The sequence below is a fragment of the Rhizobacter sp. AJA081-3 genome, assembly GCF_017795745.1.
Taxonomy (GTDB): Bacteria; Pseudomonadota; Gammaproteobacteria; order Burkholderiales; family Burkholderiaceae_C; genus Piscinibacter.
The window spans coordinates 331394-349308 of sequence record NZ_CP059067.1; the positions used below are offsets into that span (position 1 = coordinate 331394).

General features: G+C 69.2%; 16 protein-coding genes. 11 read left to right on the plus strand and 5 right to left on the minus strand.

The window, feature by feature from the left end; genetic code table 11:
- Positions 1 to 24 precede the first annotated feature (24 nt).
- Genes HZ992_RS01675 through HZ992_RS01700 form a run of 6 tightly spaced genes read left to right on the plus strand, consistent with a single transcriptional unit; the run spans position 25 to position 5547 of the window.
- The gene (locus tag HZ992_RS01675) at positions 25 to 1197 is read left to right on the plus strand and encodes a CaiB/BaiF CoA transferase family protein (RefSeq protein ID WP_209384952.1); all 1173 of its coding nucleotides are present in this window, start codon (positions 25 to 27) and stop codon (positions 1195 to 1197) included.
- A complete protein-coding gene (locus tag HZ992_RS01680; protein WP_209384953.1) occupies positions 1185 to 1928 on the plus strand; it encodes an enoyl-CoA hydratase/isomerase family protein in 744 nt (247 codons plus the stop codon). Before HZ992_RS01675 ends, HZ992_RS01680 begins: the two co-directional genes overlap by 13 nt.
- Before the next feature lie 22 nt (positions 1929 to 1950).
- The gene (locus tag HZ992_RS01685; RefSeq protein ID WP_209384954.1) at positions 1951 to 2538 is read left to right on the plus strand and encodes a hemerythrin domain-containing protein; all 588 of its coding nucleotides are present in this window, start codon (positions 1951 to 1953) and stop codon (positions 2536 to 2538) included.
- 60 nt (positions 2539 to 2598) lie between these two features.
- Positions 2599 to 3612: a sensor histidine kinase gene (locus HZ992_RS01690; RefSeq protein WP_209384955.1), complete on the plus strand. Its 1014-nt coding sequence runs from the start codon at positions 2599 to 2601 to the stop codon at positions 3610 to 3612.
- Positions 3609 to 5075 carry a sigma-54-dependent transcriptional regulator gene (locus HZ992_RS01695; protein ID WP_209384956.1) on the plus strand — a complete coding sequence of 489 codons (1467 nt, stop codon included), beginning with the start codon at positions 3609 to 3611 and terminating at the stop codon, positions 5073 to 5075. Before HZ992_RS01690 ends, HZ992_RS01695 begins: the two co-directional genes overlap by 4 nt.
- Positions 5076 to 5088: 13 nt before the next feature.
- Positions 5089 to 5547 carry a cyclic nucleotide-binding domain-containing protein gene (locus tag HZ992_RS01700; protein ID WP_209384957.1) on the plus strand — a complete coding sequence of 153 codons (459 nt, stop codon included), beginning with the start codon at positions 5089 to 5091 and terminating at the stop codon, positions 5545 to 5547.
- 15 nt (positions 5548 to 5562) lie between these two features.
- On the opposite strand, the gene HZ992_RS01705 is transcribed toward HZ992_RS01700, so the two are convergent.
- Genes HZ992_RS01705 through HZ992_RS01725 form a run of 5 tightly spaced genes read right to left on the minus strand, consistent with a single transcriptional unit; the run spans position 5563 to position 12722 of the window.
- The gene (locus HZ992_RS01705; RefSeq protein ID WP_245213325.1) at positions 5563 to 6318 is read right to left on the minus strand and encodes a sulfite exporter TauE/SafE family protein; all 756 of its coding nucleotides are present in this window, start codon (positions 6316 to 6318) and stop codon (positions 5563 to 5565) included.
- Between the two features lie 28 nt (positions 6319 to 6346).
- The gene (locus HZ992_RS01710) at positions 6347 to 7288 is read right to left on the minus strand and encodes a dimethyl sulfoxide reductase anchor subunit family protein (protein ID WP_209384958.1); all 942 of its coding nucleotides are present in this window, start codon (positions 7286 to 7288) and stop codon (positions 6347 to 6349) included.
- 43 nt (positions 7289 to 7331) lie between these two features.
- Positions 7332 to 8072 carry a 4Fe-4S dicluster domain-containing protein gene (locus HZ992_RS01715; protein ID WP_209384959.1) on the minus strand — a complete coding sequence of 247 codons (741 nt, stop codon included), beginning with the start codon at positions 8070 to 8072 and terminating at the stop codon, positions 7332 to 7334.
- Positions 8072 to 10990: a molybdopterin oxidoreductase family protein gene (locus HZ992_RS01720; RefSeq protein ID WP_209384960.1), complete on the minus strand. Its 2919-nt coding sequence runs from the start codon at positions 10988 to 10990 to the stop codon at positions 8072 to 8074. The genes HZ992_RS01715 and HZ992_RS01720 overlap by 1 nt, the downstream gene beginning before the upstream one ends.
- A 7-nt stretch (positions 10991 to 10997) precedes the next feature.
- Positions 10998 to 12722 carry a SulP family inorganic anion transporter gene (locus tag HZ992_RS01725; RefSeq protein WP_209384961.1) on the minus strand — a complete coding sequence of 575 codons (1725 nt, stop codon included), beginning with the start codon at positions 12720 to 12722 and terminating at the stop codon, positions 10998 to 11000.
- A gap of 343 nt (positions 12723 to 13065) precedes the next feature.
- Here HZ992_RS01725 and HZ992_RS01730 point away from each other — a divergent pair, with 343 nt between their 5' ends.
- From HZ992_RS01730 to HZ992_RS01750, 5 genes are all read left to right on the plus strand, one after another.
- Complete coding sequence (locus HZ992_RS01730; RefSeq protein ID WP_209384962.1) at positions 13066 to 14274, plus strand: aromatic ring-hydroxylating oxygenase subunit alpha; 1209 nt, start codon at positions 13066 to 13068, stop codon at positions 14272 to 14274.
- A gap of 29 nt (positions 14275 to 14303) precedes the next feature.
- Entirely contained in the window at positions 14304 to 14771 is a 468-nt protein-coding gene (locus tag HZ992_RS01735) for an aromatic-ring-hydroxylating dioxygenase subunit beta (RefSeq protein ID WP_245213326.1), read from the plus strand.
- Between the two features lie 23 nt (positions 14772 to 14794).
- Entirely contained in the window at positions 14795 to 15832 is a 1038-nt protein-coding gene (locus HZ992_RS01740; RefSeq protein ID WP_209384964.1) for a 2Fe-2S iron-sulfur cluster-binding protein, read from the plus strand.
- Positions 15833 to 15842: 10 nt separating this feature from the next.
- Positions 15843 to 16571, plus strand: a complete 729-nt coding sequence (locus tag HZ992_RS01745) for a cyclic nucleotide-binding domain-containing protein (RefSeq protein WP_209384965.1) — start codon at positions 15843 to 15845, stop codon at positions 16569 to 16571.
- Between the two features lie 116 nt (positions 16572 to 16687).
- Positions 16688 to 17833: an ABC transporter substrate-binding protein gene (locus HZ992_RS01750; protein ID WP_209384966.1), complete on the plus strand. Its 1146-nt coding sequence runs from the start codon at positions 16688 to 16690 to the stop codon at positions 17831 to 17833.
- The last annotated feature ends 82 nt before the right edge of the window (positions 17834 to 17915 follow it).

Consider the following 17915-nt stretch of genomic DNA (forward strand, 5'->3'; position numbering starts at 1 on the left):
CAAGAAAGTACAGGGAGCCGCCCGATGTCCGACCCCACCTTCCGACCCCTGGCCGGCGTGCGCGTGCTGGAGTTCGGGCAGATCGTCACTGCGCCGTTCTGCTCGCTGCTGCTGGCCGACTTCGGCGCCGACGTCGTGAAGGTCGAGAACCCCGAGGGCGGCGATGGCATGCGCCAATGGCCGCCGCTGATGCAGGAGAGCGAGGGCGGGGAGCGTTTCAGCGGCAACTTCGCCTCGCTGAACCGCAACAAGCGCAGCCTGGTGGCCGACCTCAAGGACGCGCAGCAGGTCGAGCGCCTGCGCGAGCTGTGCGCCAGCGCCGACATCGTGCTGGAGAACTTCCGCCCCGGCGTGATGGATCGGCTGGGCCTGGGCTACGAGGCGCTGCGCGAGCGCAACCCGCGGCTGATCTACTGCTCTCTCACCGGCTACGGCCAGACCGGGCCGTACGCGAAGAAGGGCGCCTTCGACGTCACCGTGCAGGCGATCAGCGGCGTGATGAGCGTCACCGGCGAGGAAGAAGGCCCGCCGGTCAAATGCGGCGTGCCGGTGGCCGATTTCACGGCGGGCCTGTATGCCGCGTACTCGTCGCTCGCGGCGTACGAGCAATCCAAACGCACCGGGCAGGGCACGCACGTGGACTGCTCGATGCTCGGCTGCATGCTGGGCATCTCGGCGCTGCAGATCAGCGAGTACTTCGGCACCGGCAACGCGCCCAAGCGCCTGGGCTCGGCGCACCCGCGCAACGCGCCCTACCAGGCCTTCGACGCGCGCGACAAGCCCTTCGCCATCGCCGCGGGCAACGACAAGCTGTGGGGAGAAGTCTGCGCCGCGGTGGGCATGCCGCAGCTCAAGGCAGACGAGCGCTTCTCGACGCAGACGCTGCGCGCCAAGCACCAGCAGGCGCTGGCCGCCATCCTGCAGCCGCATTTCGAACAGCGCGACGCGGCCGACTGGCTGGCCGAGTTCGACCGCCGCGGCGTGCCCTGCGCGCCGGTGAACAGCTTCGCCGACATCCTGGCCGACGAGCATGTGGCCGGGATGGGCATCGTGCAGGACATCGAGCTGCCCAACGGCGTGCACACGCCCACGCTCGTGTACCCGGTCAAGCTCAAGGGCTACAGCTTCGAGACCGGCGTGCGGCCGCCGCGGCTGGGCGAGCACACCGAGGAGGTCTACACGCAATGGCTGTCGTGAACGCTGGCGATGCGCTGCTCGGCGAAGTCGGCCCGCGCGGCGTGCGCACGCTGACGCTGAACCGCCCCGACAAGGCGAATGCGCTCAGCGACAGCCTGGTGCGGCGCGTGCACGAACTGCTCGACCAGATCGGCGAAGAGACGCGTGTGCTGGTGATCGCCGGCGCCGGCAAGCACTTCTGCGGCGGCTTCGATTTCGACGGCCACGAGGCGCTGTCCGAAGGCGATCTGCTGCTGCGCTTCGTGCAGATCAACGAGTTGCTGGCGCGCCTGCGCCAGGCGCCCTACGCCACGCTGGCCTGGGTGCACGGCGCGGCCTTCGGCGCCGGCGCCGACATCGCCTGCGCCTGCGCTTACCGGCTGGGCACGATGCGTGCGCGCTTTCGTTTCCCCGGTTTCCAGTTCGGCGTGGCGCTGGGCACGCGCCGGCTGATGGCGCTGATCGGCCAGCAGAACGCGCGCGAGGTGCTGTCGCGCAATGAGCCGATCGATGCCATGCGCGCGCAGGAATGGGGGCTGCTCGCCGAGGTGATGGATGAACCGAGCTTCGCGCCGCGGCCGGCCGAGCTGGCGAGGCTGATCGAAGGGCTCGATCCGACCGCGTTGCGCACGCTGCTGCGCATCACCGACCCGGCCGAACACGACGCCGACCTCGCCGAGCTGGTGCGCAGCGTGGCCCGACCCGGGCTGCACGAACGCATCGCGCGCTATCGCCAGGCCAGCGGCGCCTGAACCCCTTGCCGGAGCCCGCCCGATGCACGAAGCCCTTGATGTGATCCGCGCCGAGCACGAGGCGCTCGGCGCCGTGCTGACCACGCTGCTCGCTCTGAACGAACCCGGGCGTGCCGCGCCGGCGGACTTCAAGCCCTGGCGCGCGATGCTGCTGTACATCGACGAATTCCCCGAGCGGCTGCATCACGTCAAGGAGAGCGAGGTGCTGTTCACTCGGCTGCGCCAGCGTGCACCGCTGGCCGCGACGGTGCTCGACCGTCTGGACCGCGAGCACGAACGCGGCGAGGCCGCCATCCGCGATCTGCAGCATGCACTGCTGGCCTACGAGCTGATCGGGCCGTCGCGGCGCACTGAGTACAGCACGGCGCTCGAACGCTACGCAGGCTTCTACTTCGAGCACATGCGCACCGAGGAGCGCGAGGTACTGCCGCTGGCCGAACAGGTGCTGAGCGAGCAGGACTGGCTGGAGATCGACGCCGCCTTCCTTAGCAACCGCGATCCGTTGACCGGCCATGCGCCCGATGCGGTGTACGCCGAGCTGTTCCAGCTGATCGCGACCCTCACGCCCGCACCCTACGGCCTGGCCGCGCCACTCGCGCCGCGGCCCTGACGACCGGCCATGAGTGGACAACTCTGTCAACGATCACCACCGCAGGCCTCGCCGCGAGAAATGCGCGATCGGGCCGCGCTGTTCGAGCAGATCTACGCCGCGTCGCCATGGCCGATGCTGATGCTCGGCCCCGAGGGTGAACTGCTCGGCGCCAGCGACGACCGCAGCGATGCGGAGCCGGCGGCGGGCGATGACATGCCGCTGCGCGACCGTGCACGTCACTACCTCGGCCTGCTGCGTGGCGCGGTGCCCTGGCTGACGCCGCAGGCGGTGGACAGCGTGCGCACGCTCGCCTCGGGGGCGCTGGTGCATGAGCGCCTGCACCTGCGCCGCACCGAGTGGGGCGCCTGCCTGGCGGTGATCGACCGCAGCGAGATGCAAACGCCGCCGCCGGCCGATGCGCAGACGGCGCGGCTGGCGGCGCTGGGCTTCATGGTCGCCGGCGTCTGCCACGAGGTCACCAACCCGCTGACCTCGCTGCACTCGATCGTGCAGATCCTGCGCGCCGAGCGGCAGCCCAGCCAGGAACTGCTCGACAAGGGCCTGAACAACATCGCCGTCAACGTCAAGCGCATCCTCGACATCTCACGCCGCCTGGTCACCTTCTCGCGCGTGGGCGACGAGCCGCGTGCGCGCTTCGCGGTCGACGAGGCGGTGGAGGAAGCCCTCTACGTGGTGCGACACGAGGGACTGATGCAGCACGTCGAGCTGCAGCGCCAGGCGGACGCTGCCGCCGTCGTGTTCGGCAGCATCGGGCAGGTGCGCGAGATCTTCCTGAACCTGCTCGTCAACGCGCTGCAGGCGATGGACGGGCGCGGTGTGCTGCAGGTGGCCACGCGCCGCAACGGCACCGGCGTGGAAGTCACGGTCGCCGACAGCGGGCCGGGCGTTCCCGAGGCGCTGCGCTCGCGCATCTTCGAGCCCTTCTTCACCACCAAGCTCGATGCACGCGGCACCGGGCTGGGCCTGGCCATCAGCAACGAGATCGCGCTCGAGCATGGCGGCTGTATCGAGCTGCGCGAGAGCGGTCGCGGCGCCGTCTTCTGCGTGGTGCTGCCGAGGGCGCCGGCATGACCGCCCGCAAGCCGGCCGAGATCACCAACTGCCAGGTGCTGGAGCAGGTGCTGGTGGTCGACGACGACCGCGGCATCTGCGAGTGCGTCGAGATGCTGCTCGCCCGCGCCGGCTACGCCTGCGTGGTCACGCACCTGGGCAGCGACGGCCTGGCGGCGCTGGACAGCCGCGAGTTCGACCTCGTCATCACCGACCTGCGCCTGCCCGACGCCAGCGGGCTGGACATCGTCGCCCGCGCGAAGGCCGCGCACTCGGAGACGCAGGTGATCCTGATGACCAGCTTCTCGTCGGTGGAGAGCGCCATCGAGGCGCTGCGCCGCGGCGCCAACGACTACGTCATCAAGCCCTTCGACAACGACGACTTCCTGTTCTCCGTCGAGCGCGCGCTGGGCGAGCGCCGCACGCGCATGGAGAACGCGGCGCTCAAGCGCAGCCTGCGCAACGCCTTCCCGCAGAACACCATCATCGGCGAGAGCGAGGCGGCGAAGCGACTGCGCGCGATGATCCAGCGTGTTGCCGCCACCGAGGCCAACGTGCTGATCCAGGGCGAGAGCGGCACCGGCAAGGAGCTCGTCGCGCAGGCCATCCACTTCGGCGGCAAGCGCGCGCACCGGCCCTTCGTGGCCGTCAACTGTGGCGCGATGCCGGCCGACCTGATCGAGTCGGAGTTGTTCGGCCACGAGAAGGGCGCCTTCACCGGCGCCACCGCGGCCAGCGAGGGCCTGATCCGCGAGGCAAGCGGCGGCACGCTGTTCCTCGACGAGATCTCCGAGATGCCGCTGAACGTGCAGGTCAAGCTGCTGCGCGTGCTGCAGGAACGGCAGGTGCGGCCGCTCGGATCGAGCCAGAGCTACATCACCGACACGCGCTTCCTCGCGGCGAGCAACCGCAATCTGAAGGAGAGCGCGGAGCAGGGCCTGTTCCGCCCCGACCTGTACTACCGGCTGAACGTCATCACCATCCAGGTGCCGCCGCTGCGCGACCGCGGCGACGACATCGAACTGCTGGCGCGCCACTTCGTGCGCCACTTCTGCCGCAAGTTCGACAGCCGCGTGGTCGGAATGGACAAGGGTTTCGTCGATTTCCTGCACCGGCACCCGTGGCCGGGCAACGTGCGCGAGCTGCAGAACGTCATCGAGCGCGCAGTGATCCTGGCCGACACCGACCTGCTCACCGTCAACGACCTGGAAGAGATGATCTCGGTGCCCGCCACCGAGATGCCCAAGCCCAAGCTCGGCGGCATCCCGCTGTCGATCGAGGACTACACGAAGGAAATCATCCGCCTGTACCAGGACGAATACGGCGAGGCCGAACTCGCCGCCATCCTGGGCATCGGCCGCAAGGCGCTGTGGGAGCGGCGCCATCGCTGGGGCCTGTTCCGCCAGCGCGACCGCACCGGGCCCGGCTCGGAGCCGGTGGCCGCCCACGACGACGAGCGAGGCGGCCGCGTCCGCGAACTGTGAGGAGAGACCGTCCATGACGAACGAGCCGATGCCCGTGATCACGGCTGCCGAGGTGCTGTCGCAGACCCGTTTCTTCGGCGACCTGAGCGCTGCCCAGCTGCAGAAGGTGGCCGCGCTGGGCGAGATCCACGAGTGCGGCGAGGGCGAGCCGATCTACCGCAACGGGGAGCCGGCGCAGAACATGTACGTGCTGGTGCGCGGCATGGTGCGCATGGCGGTGGGCTACGGCGGACGCAACGCCAGTGCCGGCGACGTGCTGCGCCGCGGCGACGTGTTCGGCTGGGCCGCGCTGACGCCCAGCTGCAACCGCCGCCTCGCCACGGCCACCTGCCTGACGCCCTGCACCTTCCTGTCGATCAACGGCGAACGGCTGCTCGAGCTGATGGAGCGGGACCACACGCTCGGCTACCGGCTGATGACGCAGCTCAGCAGCCTGATCACCGGCACGTTGACGGCTTTCGCGGGCGGCTGAGCGGCTCGACCCGCCTCACAGCGCGCGCAGCAGCAGCGCGCTGCCCACGACGACGCACAGCACGCCGACGAAGCTGCGCAGATGTCGAGCATCGACGCGGTGGGCGAGCTGCACGCCCAGCCACACGCCGGCGATCTCGAACAGCACCAGCCCCGCGGCCAGCCGCAGGTCGACCAGGTCGCGCGCCAGGTAGCCGGCGCTGCCCGACAGCGCGGCGAGGATCTGGATCACCTGGCTGGCGCCGATGGCGCCCAGCGTCGGAAAGCCCAGCAGCACCATGATCGGCACCGACACGGCCGGCCCGCCCACGCCGGTGAGGCCCGAGCCGAAGCCGGTGAGCGCGCCGATCAGCACGAGCAGCGCACGTTGCATCCGCGGCCGCCCGGCGAAGGCGGCTTGCTGCCGGCCGCGGCCGCCGAACAGCGTGTAGGCCCCGGCCAGCACGATCAGCGAGGCCAGCACCAGCGCGAGCGGCTGGGCGTCCAGTCGTGAATTGGCCCAGGCGCCGACGGCACCGAAGACCAGGCCGCCGGCGCACATCGGCAGCGTCATGCCCCAGTCGATGCTGCCGCGGCGCTGGAACATCGCAGTGCCGACGATGCCGGTGAAGACGAAGGTGAACAGCGCCGTGCCCATCGAGGCCTGCAGCGACAGCGGCGTGAGCGCGTGCAGCGCCGGGATGAGCAGGATGCCGCCCACGCCGACGGCGCCGATGAACAGGCCGACGACCAGGGCGATGGCGGCCACGCAGGCCATGGCGACGAGCGACATCGGTGTCGGCCGCTCCCCGGCCGCGAACTCAGGACACGGCCTGGTAGTAGAGGTTCTGCGGGTGGTTGGCCTGCGCGAAGAAGAACCAGCGCTCGGCGATCAGCCCGACGTACTGCACCACGAAGGCCGTCGCCAGCAGTGCGCCCGAGCCGCTGCGCAGGCCCAGCGCCAGCAGCACGAGCGGCACGGCGAAGGCGAGCACGAGGAAGGCCCACTTGATCTGGCGAAGCAGCGCGGCGCTGCGCCGGTGGAAGAACTCGCGCGTGTTGTACGAGCTGCCGGTGAAGCCCTGCGACTTCTGCACGATGCGCGGGTGGTGGATGCCGGTGGCCGACTGCAGCGTCGACTTCGGCTTCAGCCGTGCGTTGCGCAGCAGCGAGGCCGAGCGCGTGGCCAGGCCCAGCACAGTGAACACCATCGCCGCCACCGCGTAGGCGCCGGCCAGCGGTGCCGCGGCGAAGGCCGCATAGGCGCTGGCCAGCGTCAGGCCGCAGGCGCAGCCCAGCAGCACGAAGTTGGCCACCGTCAGCGGGCTGGCCCATTCCTGCAGGAAGCGGATGCAGGCGTAGATCATGCCGGTGCACACGAACAGCGTGATGCACAGCAGCGCCCCCACGGCGCCGATGGCCACGCTGCCCGGCCAGCCCTGCCCGTGCGCCAGGCCGTAGGCGAAGACGACGCCACCGAAGGCGATCAGCGCGATGCCCTCGCGCGACAGCCACGAAGTGCGCCACATCGCCATCGCACGCCAGGCCCGCTCCGGGTGGCCGAGGTGGAACAGCGAGGCCACCGCGCCGGCGGCAACGAGCAGCAGCGAGACGATGCTGCCGCCGACCCAGAAGGCCGCGTCGGGCCGCGGCGAGAACACCTGCGCGAGCGCGGCGAGCTCGGTCGCGTACAGCGCAAGGAACAGGCCCTGGCCGGCGCCGATCAGCGTGGTCAGGAAGATCACCGAGAAGCCAGGATGCATCGTCGAATCCGTCGGGAGTGGTGTGGGCCGGGCGCGCGAACGCTCAACCGGAGAAGTTGATCGCGTCGTCGAGCGTGCTGCGCGGCTTGGCACCCGGCGCGGGCGGCACCACGTCGATCTGCTGCGGGTTGTCGGCGCGCACCAGCTCGTCGTCGCGGATGTTGATGACGGTGCGCCGCCGCGGCAGGTAGTGGTTCGACGGCTGCGTGCCCCATTCGGGCATCAGCGTGTAGCCGCCGCGCTCGCGGATCGCGGTGGACACCTCGGACTCGGGGTCGTGCACGTCGCCGAACAGCCGCGCGTTGGTCGGGCAGGCCATCACGCAGGCGGGGCGGCGGTCGGCCTCGGGCAGTTCGGTGCTGTGGATGCGGTCCACGCACAGCGTGCACTTGGTCATCACCTGGCGCTGCTCGTCGAGCTCGCGCACGCCGTAGGGGCAGGCCCAGGCGCAGTAGCCGCAGCCGATGCACTTGTCGAAGTCGACCAGCACGATGCCGTCCTCGGCGCGCTTGTAGCTGGCGCCGGTGGGACACACCGGCACGCAGGGCGGGTCTTCGCAATGCAGGCAGCTCTTCGGGAAGTGCACCGTCTGCGTGGACGGGAACTCGCCCACCTCGAAGGTCTGCACGCGGTTGAAGAAGGTGCCGGCGGGGTTCTCGTCGTAGGGCCGCACGTCGGTCAGCGCGCCGGCGCTGCCCGAGGTGTTCCACGATTTGCAGCTGGTCACGCAGGCCTGGCAGCCCACGCACACGTTCAGGTCGATCACCAGGGCGAGCTGGGTCATCACGCACCCCCTTCGGAAGGCTGCTTTCGGCCGGCGAAGTAGGCCTGCCACAGCCGCCGCGCCGGCCCCATGCCGGGCACCGGTGTCATCGGCGCGAACTGCGGCGAGGTCTCGGCCGGCTCGTCGGCGCCGGCCTTGCGGATGCGCACGCGCACGTCGTACCAGCCGGCCTGGCCGGTGATCGGGTCGGAGTTCGACAGCGGCGCCGCGCCGCCGGCCTGCGGCAGCACCTCGCTGATCAGGTGGTTGAGCAGGAAGCCCTTCTTCGCCTCGTCGGCGGCGGCCCCGAGCTGCCAGGCGCCGGCGGCCTTGCCGATGGCGTTCCAGGTCCACACTGTGCCGGGCTCCACCGCCTCGCTGAAGCGGCACATGCAGCGCACCTGGCCCCAGGTCGACTCGACCCAGATCCAGTCGCCGTCGGCGATGCCCTGCGCGCGTGCCGCGAGCGGGTTGACGAACAGGTAGTTGTGGCTGTGGATCTGGCGCAGCCAGGCGTTCTGCGAATCCCAGGAGTGGTACATCGCCATCGGCCGCTGCGTCACCGCGGCGAGCGGGTAGCGCTCGCCGTCGGTGGCCTGCATCTCCAGCGGCGCCTGGTAGAAGGGCAGCGGGTCGAAGTGCCGCGCGACACGCTCGCGCAGGTGGGCGGGCGGCTGCTTGCCGGCGCGCTTGCCCTGCGCCGCGAGGCGGAACTTCTGCAGCACATCCGAGTACAGGTGGATCAGGATCGGATCGGCGTCGCGCCGCATGCGCACGCTCTTCGACCAGTTCATGTAGCCCTGGTTCCAGTTGCGCATGAACTGGTAGGCGGGCGGCAACTCGTGGTGGAAGACGCAGTTGTTCTGCGCGTACATCTCCCACTGGTTCGGGTTGGGCTCGCCGACGATGGACTTGCTGCCGTCGGCGCCGCGCCAGCCGGCGAGGAAGCCGATGCCCGAGCCCGGCGCGGTCTCGTAGTTGACGACGAAATCCGTGTAGCCCTTGAACTTGCGCGTGCCGTCGGCGGCGGTGAAGGCCGGCAGCTTCAGGCGCGAAGCGAGCTCGACGATCACTTCCTGAAAGGGCTTGCACTGGCCGAGTGGCTCGACCACCGGGATGCGCACCGCGTCCACCGGCCCGTCGAACTCCGAGATCGGCCGGTCGAGGATGGACATCACGTCGTGCCGCTCGAGGTAGGTGGTGTCGGGCAGCACCAGGTCGGCGAAGGCGGTGGTCTCGGACTGGAAGGCGTCGCACACCACCAGGAAGGGGATCTTGTAGCCGCCGTCGGCGTCCTTGTCGGTGAGCATGGTGCGCACCTGCGAGGTGTTCATGCTCGAGTTCCAGGCCATGTTGGCCATGAAGATCATCAGCGTGTCGATGCGGTAGGGGTCGCCGCGCCAGGCGTTGGTGATGACGCTGTGCATCAGCCCGTGCACCGACAGCGGGTGTTCCCACGAGAAGGCCTTGTCGATGCGCACCGGCCCGCCGTGCTCGTCGACGAACAGGTCGTTCGGGTCGGCCGGGAAGCCCAGCGGCATGCCTTCGAGCACGCTGTTCGGCTTGACGTCCTGCGGCCCCTTGGGCGGCTTGGCGATCGGCGGGATGGCGCGCGGGAACGGCGCCTTGTGGCGAAAGCCGCCGGGGCGGTCGATCGTGCCCAGCAGCGACATCAGGATGGCCAGCGCGCGCACCGTGTGGAAGCCGTTGCTGTGCGCGGCCAGGCCGCGCATCGCATGGAAGGCCACCGGGTTGCCGGTCACCGTCTGGTGCTCGACGCCCCAGGAGTCGGTCCAGGCGATCGGCAGGTGGATCTTGTGGTCGCGTGCGGTCACGCCCATCTCGTGGGCGAGGCGGTAGATCGTCTCGACCGGGATGCCGGTGATGCCGCTGGCCCATTCGGGCGTGTAGCCGGCCACGCGCTCGACCAGCAGCTGGAAGGCCGGCTTCACCGCCTTGCCATCGGGCATCAGGTACTCGCCGCGCAGGCGCGGGTCGGCGCCGGGCGTGTGGGTGGCCACGGCGCTGTCGGTGTGGCGGTCCCACCAGAACTTGTTGTGCGGGTAGTCGGGGTTGAGCACCTCGCCATCGGCGTCCATCGCGAACAGGCCGAACTCGCCGTCGCCGGGCATCTGGTTCACCAGCTGGCCGCCGTTGGTGTAGCGGGCGATGAACTCGCGGTCGTACAGGCCCTTGTCGATGATCACGTGGATCAGCGCGAGCAGCAGCGCGCCGTCGGTGCCGGGGCGCACCGGCACCCATTCGTCGGCGATCGCCGAGTAGCCGGTGCGGATCGGGTTGATCGACACGAAGCGCCCGCCGCCGCGCTTGAACTTCGAGATGGCGATCTTCAGCGGATTGCTGTGGTGGTCTTCCGCCGTGCCGATCATGATGAACAGCTTGGCGCGGTCGAGGTCGGGGCCGCCGAACTCCCAGAACGAGCCGCCGATCGTGTAGATCATGCCGGCGGCCATGTTCACCGAGCAGAAGCCGCCGTGCGCCGCGTAGTTGGGCGTGCCGAACTGCTTGGCGAACAGGCCGGTCAGCGCCTGCATCTGGTCGCGGCCGGTGAACAGCGCGAACTTCTTCGGGTCGGTGGCGCGCAGGTGTGCCAGCCGCTTCTCGAGCAGCGAAAAGGTCTCGTCCCAGGAGATCTCGTCGTAGACGCCGGCGCCACGCTCGGTGCCTTCACGGCGCAGCAGCGGCGCCGTCAGGCGCGCGGGCGAGACCTGCTTCATCGCGCCCGAGGCGCCCTTGGCGCAGATGACGCCCTGGTTCAGCGGGTGATCGGGGTTGCCGTCGATGTAGCGCACCTCGCCGTCACGAAGGTGAACGCGGATGCCGCAGCGGCAGGCGCACATGTAGCAGGTGGTCTTCTTGACCTCGAGGCTGCCGATGTCCTCGGACTGCGGGTTGGAAAGTCGCTGTTCGCTCGTCATGGGGGGCTCAGGCTGGGGAGGGCGCGGTGCGGCACAGCCTGAACGCGCGCACGGTGCAGCGGCGGCAGACCTCGGGGTCGAGCTTCGGGAAGATGCGGTCGACGACGTCGTCGCCGATGGCGAACAGCTGGGCGCGGCCGATGTCGTCGAGGCAGCCGGCGCGCTCCAGCGTGTCCACCACCTGCGGCTGCAGGCGATGGAAGTACAGGCCGCCGCCGAGCGCCTTGCGGCGGCGCGCCTCCTGCGCGAGCAGGTCGGCGCCGGCGCTGTCGACGAAGTTGATGCCCGGCGCGAGCAGCAGCAGATGCTTGCGCGCCGGCGCGTCGGCATCGACGGCGCGCAGGTTCCGCTGCACGTGATCGATGGCGCCGAAGTACAGCGGACCGTCGACGAACAGCATCTTCAGCTGCGGGCACTCGGGCTCGGCAGCGCGGTCGACGAAGTGGTAGGCGCCGACGCCGGGGGCCGGCTTCGCGTCGCGCAGGCTCGGCCGCGCCGTGCGCTCGAGGAACAGCACCAGCGACAGCAGCACGCCGGCGTAGATGGCGAACTCCAGCTGCATGAACAGCGTGGCCAGCAGCGTGACCACGAGCACGGCGAGCTCGGCGCGGCTGGTGCGAGCAATGGCCGCGATGTGGTGCCAGTCGACCAGGGACCACGCCACCAGCAGCAGGATCGCCGCCATCGAGGCGATCGGCAGGAAGCGCACCAGCGGCGCCAGCGCCACCAGCGTGAGCAGCAGCAGCCCAGCCGAGAACACCGCGGCCAGCGGCGTCACCGCGCCGGCCGTGTAGTTGACGCCGCTGCGCGTGAACGAGCCGCTGGAGACATAGCTCGAGGCGAAGCTGCCGCACAGGTTGGCCAGGCCCTGGCCGATGAACTCCTGGCTGCCGTCGATGCGCTGGCCCGACTTCAGCGCGATGGCGCGCGCGATGGCGATCGCCTCGGTGAGCGACAGCATGGTCAACGCGACGGCCACCGCGCCGAGTTCGCGCAGGCTCTGCGCCGACAAGTCCGGCATCGACAGCGGGGGCAGGCTGCGCGGAATGGCTCCGACCGTGGCGATGCCCAGGTCGGGCCCGAACATCGATTGCAGCGCGGCCGCAAACACGCTGCCCACCAGCATCGCGCTGATCATGTACGGCACCTGCGGCAGGTGGCGCCGCGTGACCAGGCCCGCGAGCAGCGATACGCCGCCGACGGCCAGCACCCACGGGTTGGTGTGGCCGAGCTCACGCGCGAATCCGGCGAGCGTCTCGACGAAGGACGAGGTGGCCGGCGTCTTCAGGCCGAACAGGTTCTTCAACTGACTGGCCGCGATCAGCACCGCCGCGCCGGCGGTGAAGCCGATCACCACGGTGTGCGAGATGAAGTTGACAATGAAGCCCAGCCGCGCCAGCCCCATGGCCAGCATCAGCACGCCGGTCATGAAGCTCAACGTCACCACGTGCTGGATGTAGGCCGCGCTGCCCGGCTCGGCGATCGGGCTGATGGTGGCGAAGATGACCAGCGACAGCGCCGCGGTCGGCCCCGACACCAGGTGCATCGACGAGCCGAACAGAGCCGCCACGATCACCGGCACGATCGCCGTGTACAGGCCGTACTGCGGCGGCAGCCCGGCGATGCTGGCATAGGCCACCGCCTGCGGCACGAGGATGATCGCGCCCGTCAGGCCGGCCAGCGCATCCGCGCGCAGGCTGCGTGCATCGACCTGCGGCCACCAGCGCAGCATCGGCAGGACTCTCGCTAGCCGACCCTCGGGTGTTGCCATGTTCCTCTTGCGGCGTTCGGTACCCGCTGCCGGTTTGCAAGCTTGATGCCACGCGCCCCTTGCGCAGGCCGCTCACTCGCAGCGCGCAGGCGGGCTCGCGCAGCGCCTTGCGCAGCGGTTTCGATCGGAAACGAAGGTTGGTTTCGGATCGAAACGCGACCCGATGCGAAACGTCGAGACAAACCCTAGGAAAGTGGCCCCGCGAGGCCCTCGAAGGCCTTCAATCGCCTCGATTCGCCGTGTTTGCGGTGTGGGCACGAAGCATGCAAAGACAGGCCTGCCCATCGACCCACGGAGACAGGCCATGTCGCGCAATTCGAACGAGTGGAAAGAGCGCCCGCAGTTCCCGCAGACGCACTACGTCAGCACCGAGATCTACACCAGCGAACAGATCTTCCGCGAGGAGCAGGCGAAGGTGTTCGGCAAGGTCTGGATCATCGCGTGCCACGAGTCGGAGCTGGTCAACCCGTACGACTTCCGCACCTTCAACCACCCCAGCGGCGCGCCGCTGATCGTGATCCGCGGCGAAGACAACACGGTGCGCAGCTTCTACAACATCTGCCCGCACCGCGGCAACACGCTGCTGTACGACCCGGTGGGCAATGCCAAGCGCATCACCTGCATCTTCCATGCGTGGTCGTTCAACGCGAAGGGCGACTGCATCGACATCTCGCGCGCCAAGCAGGGCTACCAGGACCGCTACGAGTGCAAGGACGCCGGCCTGCGCGAGGTGAAGACCTCGATCGGCTACGGCGGCTTCGTGTGGGTCAACGTCGACGACGACTGCTGCTCGCTGCAGGAGTACATCGGCGACGCGATGGGCCTGCTCGACGAGAACCTGAACATGCCGCTCGAGGTCTTCCATTACCACAAGGCCGTGGTCGACACGAACTACAAGCTGTGGCACGACACGAACAGCGAGTTCTATCACGACTACATGCACTACTTCAATCGAATCACCGGGATGATCCAGCCCGGCTACTTCGATCGCAAGTACACCGGCTACCCGAACGGCCACGCGTCGGTGGGCTCGATGTCCATCAAGTACGACGCCTATGAAGGCAGCCAGGCGCGCGGCGTGGGCTGGCCGGGCCTGGCCCCCGGCGGCTGGGTGCTGATCGACATCTTCCCCGGCATGACCTTCAACCTGCGCACCTCGGTGCTGCGCATGGATACAGCGATACCGCTCGGGCCGAACAAGCTGCTCATCGAGTTCCGCGGCCTGGGCCTGAAGAGCGACACGCCGGAGCAGCGTGCCGAGCGCATCCGCGACCACAACACCATCTGGGGCCCGTTCGGCCGCAACCTGCACGAAGACCTGCTCGGCGTGAAGGGCCAGGGCCAGGCGATGCGCGAGGGCACCGACAGCCAGTGGGTGATCCACGGCCGCGAGGAGAACATGACCATCCACGACGAAGGCGGCATGCGGCACTTCTACGCCGAGTGGAGCCGTCGCATGGGCCGCCCGGCCAGCGAGCCGCTGCCGTCCACCGCCTCGACGCAAGCCGCCTGAGCGCTGCTGCCCACCCCACCGACGCGAGGATGCCCGTGGACCAACGACACGCCCTGACCGAACTCGTCTGCCGCTCGTGCATGACGCTCGACGACCGCGCCTTCGGCGCCTACCTCGAGCTGTGCGACCCGGCCTATCGCTACCGCATCACCGCCTACAGCCCGGAGATCCGCAAGGAGATGACCTGGCTGGAGCACGACAAGCCCGGCATGCAGACGCTGTTCACCAACCTGCCGCGCCACAACAGCGACCAGTCGCCGCTGACGCGTCACGTCACCGTCTACACCGTCGACCAGGACGACGCGAAAGGCCGCGCCAGAGTGGTCAGCGCGCTGCAGGTGTTCAAGACCACGCTGGACGGCGGCGCGACCGAGCTGTACGCGGTGGGCAAGATCGAGGACGACATCGCGCTCACCGACGCCGGCCCGAAGCTGCTCGACCGCAACGTCCGCCTGCAGACGCGCATGCTGGGCATCGGCTACCACATCCCCTTCTGAGCGCAGCGCCGGTGGCCCTCCCCATGAAGATCCAGATCAACGCCCGCAACCGCGCGCATCACTTCGAGGCCGCGCCCGGCGAAAAGGTGCTGTGCGCCGGCCTGGCGCAGTCCGTCGGACTGCCCTACGAATGCGGCAGCGGCACCTGTGGCACCTGCCGTGCGCGGCTCGTCTCGGGCACGATCGAGGAAGGCTGGCCGGAGGCGCCAGGGCGCAAGTCGCTGAAGTCGGCCGACGAGTTCCTGATGTGCCAGTGCACCGCCACCAGCGACCTGTCGCTGGAGGTCACCGCCTTCGTCGAGGCCTTCGACCCGGCGGTGTGCGTGCCCGCCGCGCTGAAGGGGCACATCCACGGGATGACGCTGCTCACGCACGACGTGGTCGAGATCGACATCGCGCTCGAGGCACCGATGGACTTCGATGCCGGGCAGTTCGTGCTCGTGCAGATGCCGGGCATCGCCGGCTCGCGCGGCTGGTCGATGGTGAACCATGCGCGCGGTGCGACCATGCTGCGCTTCGTGGTCAAGAAGAAGCCCGGTGGCCACCTGTCGGAATGGCTCTTCACCGAGCCGCGCGTCGGCGTTCCCGTCGAACTGTTCGGCCCGCTGGGCAGCGCCACCTTCTACCCCGACATCGCGAAGAACATCGTGTGCATCGCCGGCGGCAGCGGCATCGCCGGGATGATGTCGATCCTCGAGCGGGCCATCGCGGCGCAGCACTTCGCGCGCTTCGACGGCGACGTCTTCTTCGGCGTGCGCACGATGAAGGACGCCTTCTACCTCGACGAGTTGTCGGCGCAGAAGGCGCGCGGCGGCGATCGGCTGAACATCACCGTGGTGCTGTCCGACCAGCCGGCCACGGCGGCCGAGCAGGCCGCGTACCCGCTGCTCGCCTTCGACACCGGCTTCGTGCACGAGGCAGCCGGCCGGCGCATGCAGGGCCGCTTCCAGGGCGTGCGCGCCTACCTGGCCGGTCCGCCACCGGCGGTGGATGCCAGCGTGAGGCTGCTGCTGATGTCGCGCGTCTCGGGCGACAACATCCGCTACGACAAGTTCAGCTGAAAGCCGGGACATGAAGCGCATCCCCATCTGCAAGGCGAGCGACATCCCGGCCAACGGGATGAAGAGCTACGACACCGCGCTCGGCGTGAAGGTGCTCATCGCCAACGCGGGTGACGCCTACTACGGCTACCAGGGCATGTGCCCGCACCAGGACGTCTGCCTCGACGAGGGCTTCTTCGACGGCGCCACGCTCACCTGCCACCAGCACCTGTGGCAGTGGGACATCACCACCGGCGAGGCCGTCGGCCTGGCCGAGGCGCCGCTGGAGCGCTTCGTCATCGAGCACGAGGGCGACGAGCTGTTCGTGCTGCAGTCCAGCGCGCTGAAGGTGTCGGAGCTGTTCAAGGGCGCCTCCGACGCGGCCATCGCGAAGCTCGATGCGCTGGCGCGCCGCGAAACGCACCAGAGCCTGGCCACGCTGTACGACGTGAACGACCCGGCCGACGACCTGTGGGTGCTGGAGTCGGGCCGCGTCGAATTCATCATCGGCCGCGGCGAGCGCACCAGCCCCGCCGGCTTCATGTTGCGCAAGGGCGAGGTGTTCGGCTGGGCGGCGCTGCTCGAGAACCACCCGAAGCGCATCGCCCGCGCGGCCTGCGCCGAGACCTCGACGCTGCTGCGCCTGAAGGGCGAGGACGTGTTGCGCGTGCTCGCCGAAGACCCGGCCTCGGGGTACCTGGTGATGCGGCAGCTCTCGTCGCTGATCACGAAGCACCTCTGGTCGCAGGGGGGCAAATAGACCGAACAAGAGTCGCTTGGAACGGCACGGCGCCGAGTCGTTCGTTCCGCTGGGAGGACAGGCAGCAAGGGTTGATCGGCGTCGCGGTATCTCGACTACAAAACCAGGAGACAGACATGACGTTTGGCATCTACAAGGGCGTGCGCACCGCGCTGGCGGCCGTCGCCGCCGCAGCCGGGCTCGGATTCATCGCACCGTCGGCCGCGCTCGCGGGCGACCTCGAGTACGGCAAGCCGGGCGAGCCGGTGAACCTCGTCATCGGCTACCAGCCGTACTACACGGAGTCGTGGTCGGGCGTGATCATGCGCGGCAAGAAGCTCTACGAGAAGTACCTGCCCAAGGGCTCGACGGTGGAGTTCTCGGTGGGCCTGCAGGGCGCGGTGATCGTCAACGCCATGCTCGCCGGCAAGCAGCACATCGGCTACGTGGGCGACATGCCGGGCATCGTCTCGACCACCAAGCAGGACGTGGCCGACATCCGCATCATCGCCTCCGTGGGCCTGGGCACCGACGCGTGCAACGTGCTGCTCGCCCGCCCCGACGCGCCGAAGTTCGCCAGCGGCAAGGAAGGCATCAAGTGGCTCGACGGCAAGCGCGTCGCGATCCCGCTGGGCAGCTGCGCCGACCGTTTCGCGCAGGAAGCATTCAGGAAGGAAGGCGTCAAGCCCGAGGCGGTGCTGAACCAGAACATCGAGGTCATCACCAGCGGCTTCCGCGCCGGCAAGCTCGACGCCGCGGTGATCTGGGAGCCCACGGCCTCGCGCCTGGTGCAGGAAGGGCTGGCCAAGCGCATCGCCTCCGGCGCCACCGTCAACGAGAACGACGGCGCCTTCCTGACGATGCGGGCCGACCTGATCAAGCAGCGCCCCGACATCGTCAAGGCCTGGCTGAACGCCGAGCTCGACGCGCAGCTGTTCCTGGCCGACCCGAAGAACGCGATGGAGGTGGCGGCGATGGCCACCGCGCAGACCACCGGCTTCACCGAGAAGATGCTGTGGTCGTCGATGTACGGCCAGAACCCGGCCGAATCCGGCGGCGCGACGACGCGGCTCACGCTGCCCTTCGCGCTGACCCCGGACGTGATGAACCTGGTCACCACGGCGGCGAAGTTCCTGCACTCGATCAAGAGCATCAACGTCGACACGCTGCGCGCCGATGCGGTGATGCCCGAGTTCACCCAGCAGATCCTCAAGGAGCGAGGCCTGTCCGCGCCGGTCGGCAAGGTCATGGCCCAGCCCGACAGCGCCTACAAGTCGAAGTAGTCGCATCGCCCGGTGCCGGCTGCCGGCGGCGACAACGATGTCGTCGCCGGGACCGGTGCCGCCCGTGCCCAGACAGAGGAAA

What these genes read in the sequence shown, in the direction of transcription:
- HZ992_RS01715 (WP_209384959.1), bottom strand. Translation starts at nt 8,072, where the DNA reads ATGACCCAGCTCGCCCTGGTGATCGACCTGAACGTGTGCGTGGGCTGC.
- HZ992_RS01750 (WP_209384966.1), top strand. Translation starts at nt 16,688, where the DNA reads ATGACGTTTGGCATCTACAAGGGCGTGCGCACCGCGCTGGCGGCCGTC.
- HZ992_RS01725 (WP_209384961.1), bottom strand. Translation starts at nt 12,722, where the DNA reads ATGCTGCGCTGGTGGCCGCAGGTCGATGCACGCAGCCTGCGCGCGGAT.
- HZ992_RS01735 (WP_245213326.1), top strand. Translation starts at nt 14,304, where the DNA reads ATGCCCGTGGACCAACGACACGCCCTGACCGAACTCGTCTGCCGCTCG.
- HZ992_RS01740 (WP_209384964.1), top strand. Translation starts at nt 14,795, where the DNA reads ATGAAGATCCAGATCAACGCCCGCAACCGCGCGCATCACTTCGAGGCC.
- HZ992_RS01690 (WP_209384955.1), top strand. Translation starts at nt 2,599, where the DNA reads ATGCGCGATCGGGCCGCGCTGTTCGAGCAGATCTACGCCGCGTCGCCA.
- HZ992_RS01680 (WP_209384953.1), top strand. Translation starts at nt 1,185, where the DNA reads ATGGCTGTCGTGAACGCTGGCGATGCGCTGCTCGGCGAAGTCGGCCCG.
- HZ992_RS01730 (WP_209384962.1), top strand. Translation starts at nt 13,066, where the DNA reads ATGTCGCGCAATTCGAACGAGTGGAAAGAGCGCCCGCAGTTCCCGCAG.
- HZ992_RS01710 (WP_209384958.1), bottom strand. Translation starts at nt 7,288, where the DNA reads ATGCATCCTGGCTTCTCGGTGATCTTCCTGACCACGCTGATCGGCGCC.
- HZ992_RS01695 (WP_209384956.1), top strand. Translation starts at nt 3,609, where the DNA reads ATGACCGCCCGCAAGCCGGCCGAGATCACCAACTGCCAGGTGCTGGAG.
- HZ992_RS01685 (WP_209384954.1), top strand. Translation starts at nt 1,951, where the DNA reads ATGCACGAAGCCCTTGATGTGATCCGCGCCGAGCACGAGGCGCTCGGC.
- HZ992_RS01675 (WP_209384952.1), top strand. Translation starts at nt 25, where the DNA reads ATGTCCGACCCCACCTTCCGACCCCTGGCCGGCGTGCGCGTGCTGGAG.
- HZ992_RS01705 (WP_245213325.1), bottom strand. Translation starts at nt 6,318, where the DNA reads ATGTCGCTCGTCGCCATGGCCTGCGTGGCCGCCATCGCCCTGGTCGTC.
- HZ992_RS01745 (WP_209384965.1), top strand. Translation starts at nt 15,843, where the DNA reads ATGAAGCGCATCCCCATCTGCAAGGCGAGCGACATCCCGGCCAACGGG.
- HZ992_RS01700 (WP_209384957.1), top strand. Translation starts at nt 5,089, where the DNA reads ATGACGAACGAGCCGATGCCCGTGATCACGGCTGCCGAGGTGCTGTCG.
- HZ992_RS01720 (WP_209384960.1), bottom strand. Translation starts at nt 10,990, where the DNA reads ATGACGAGCGAACAGCGACTTTCCAACCCGCAGTCCGAGGACATCGGC.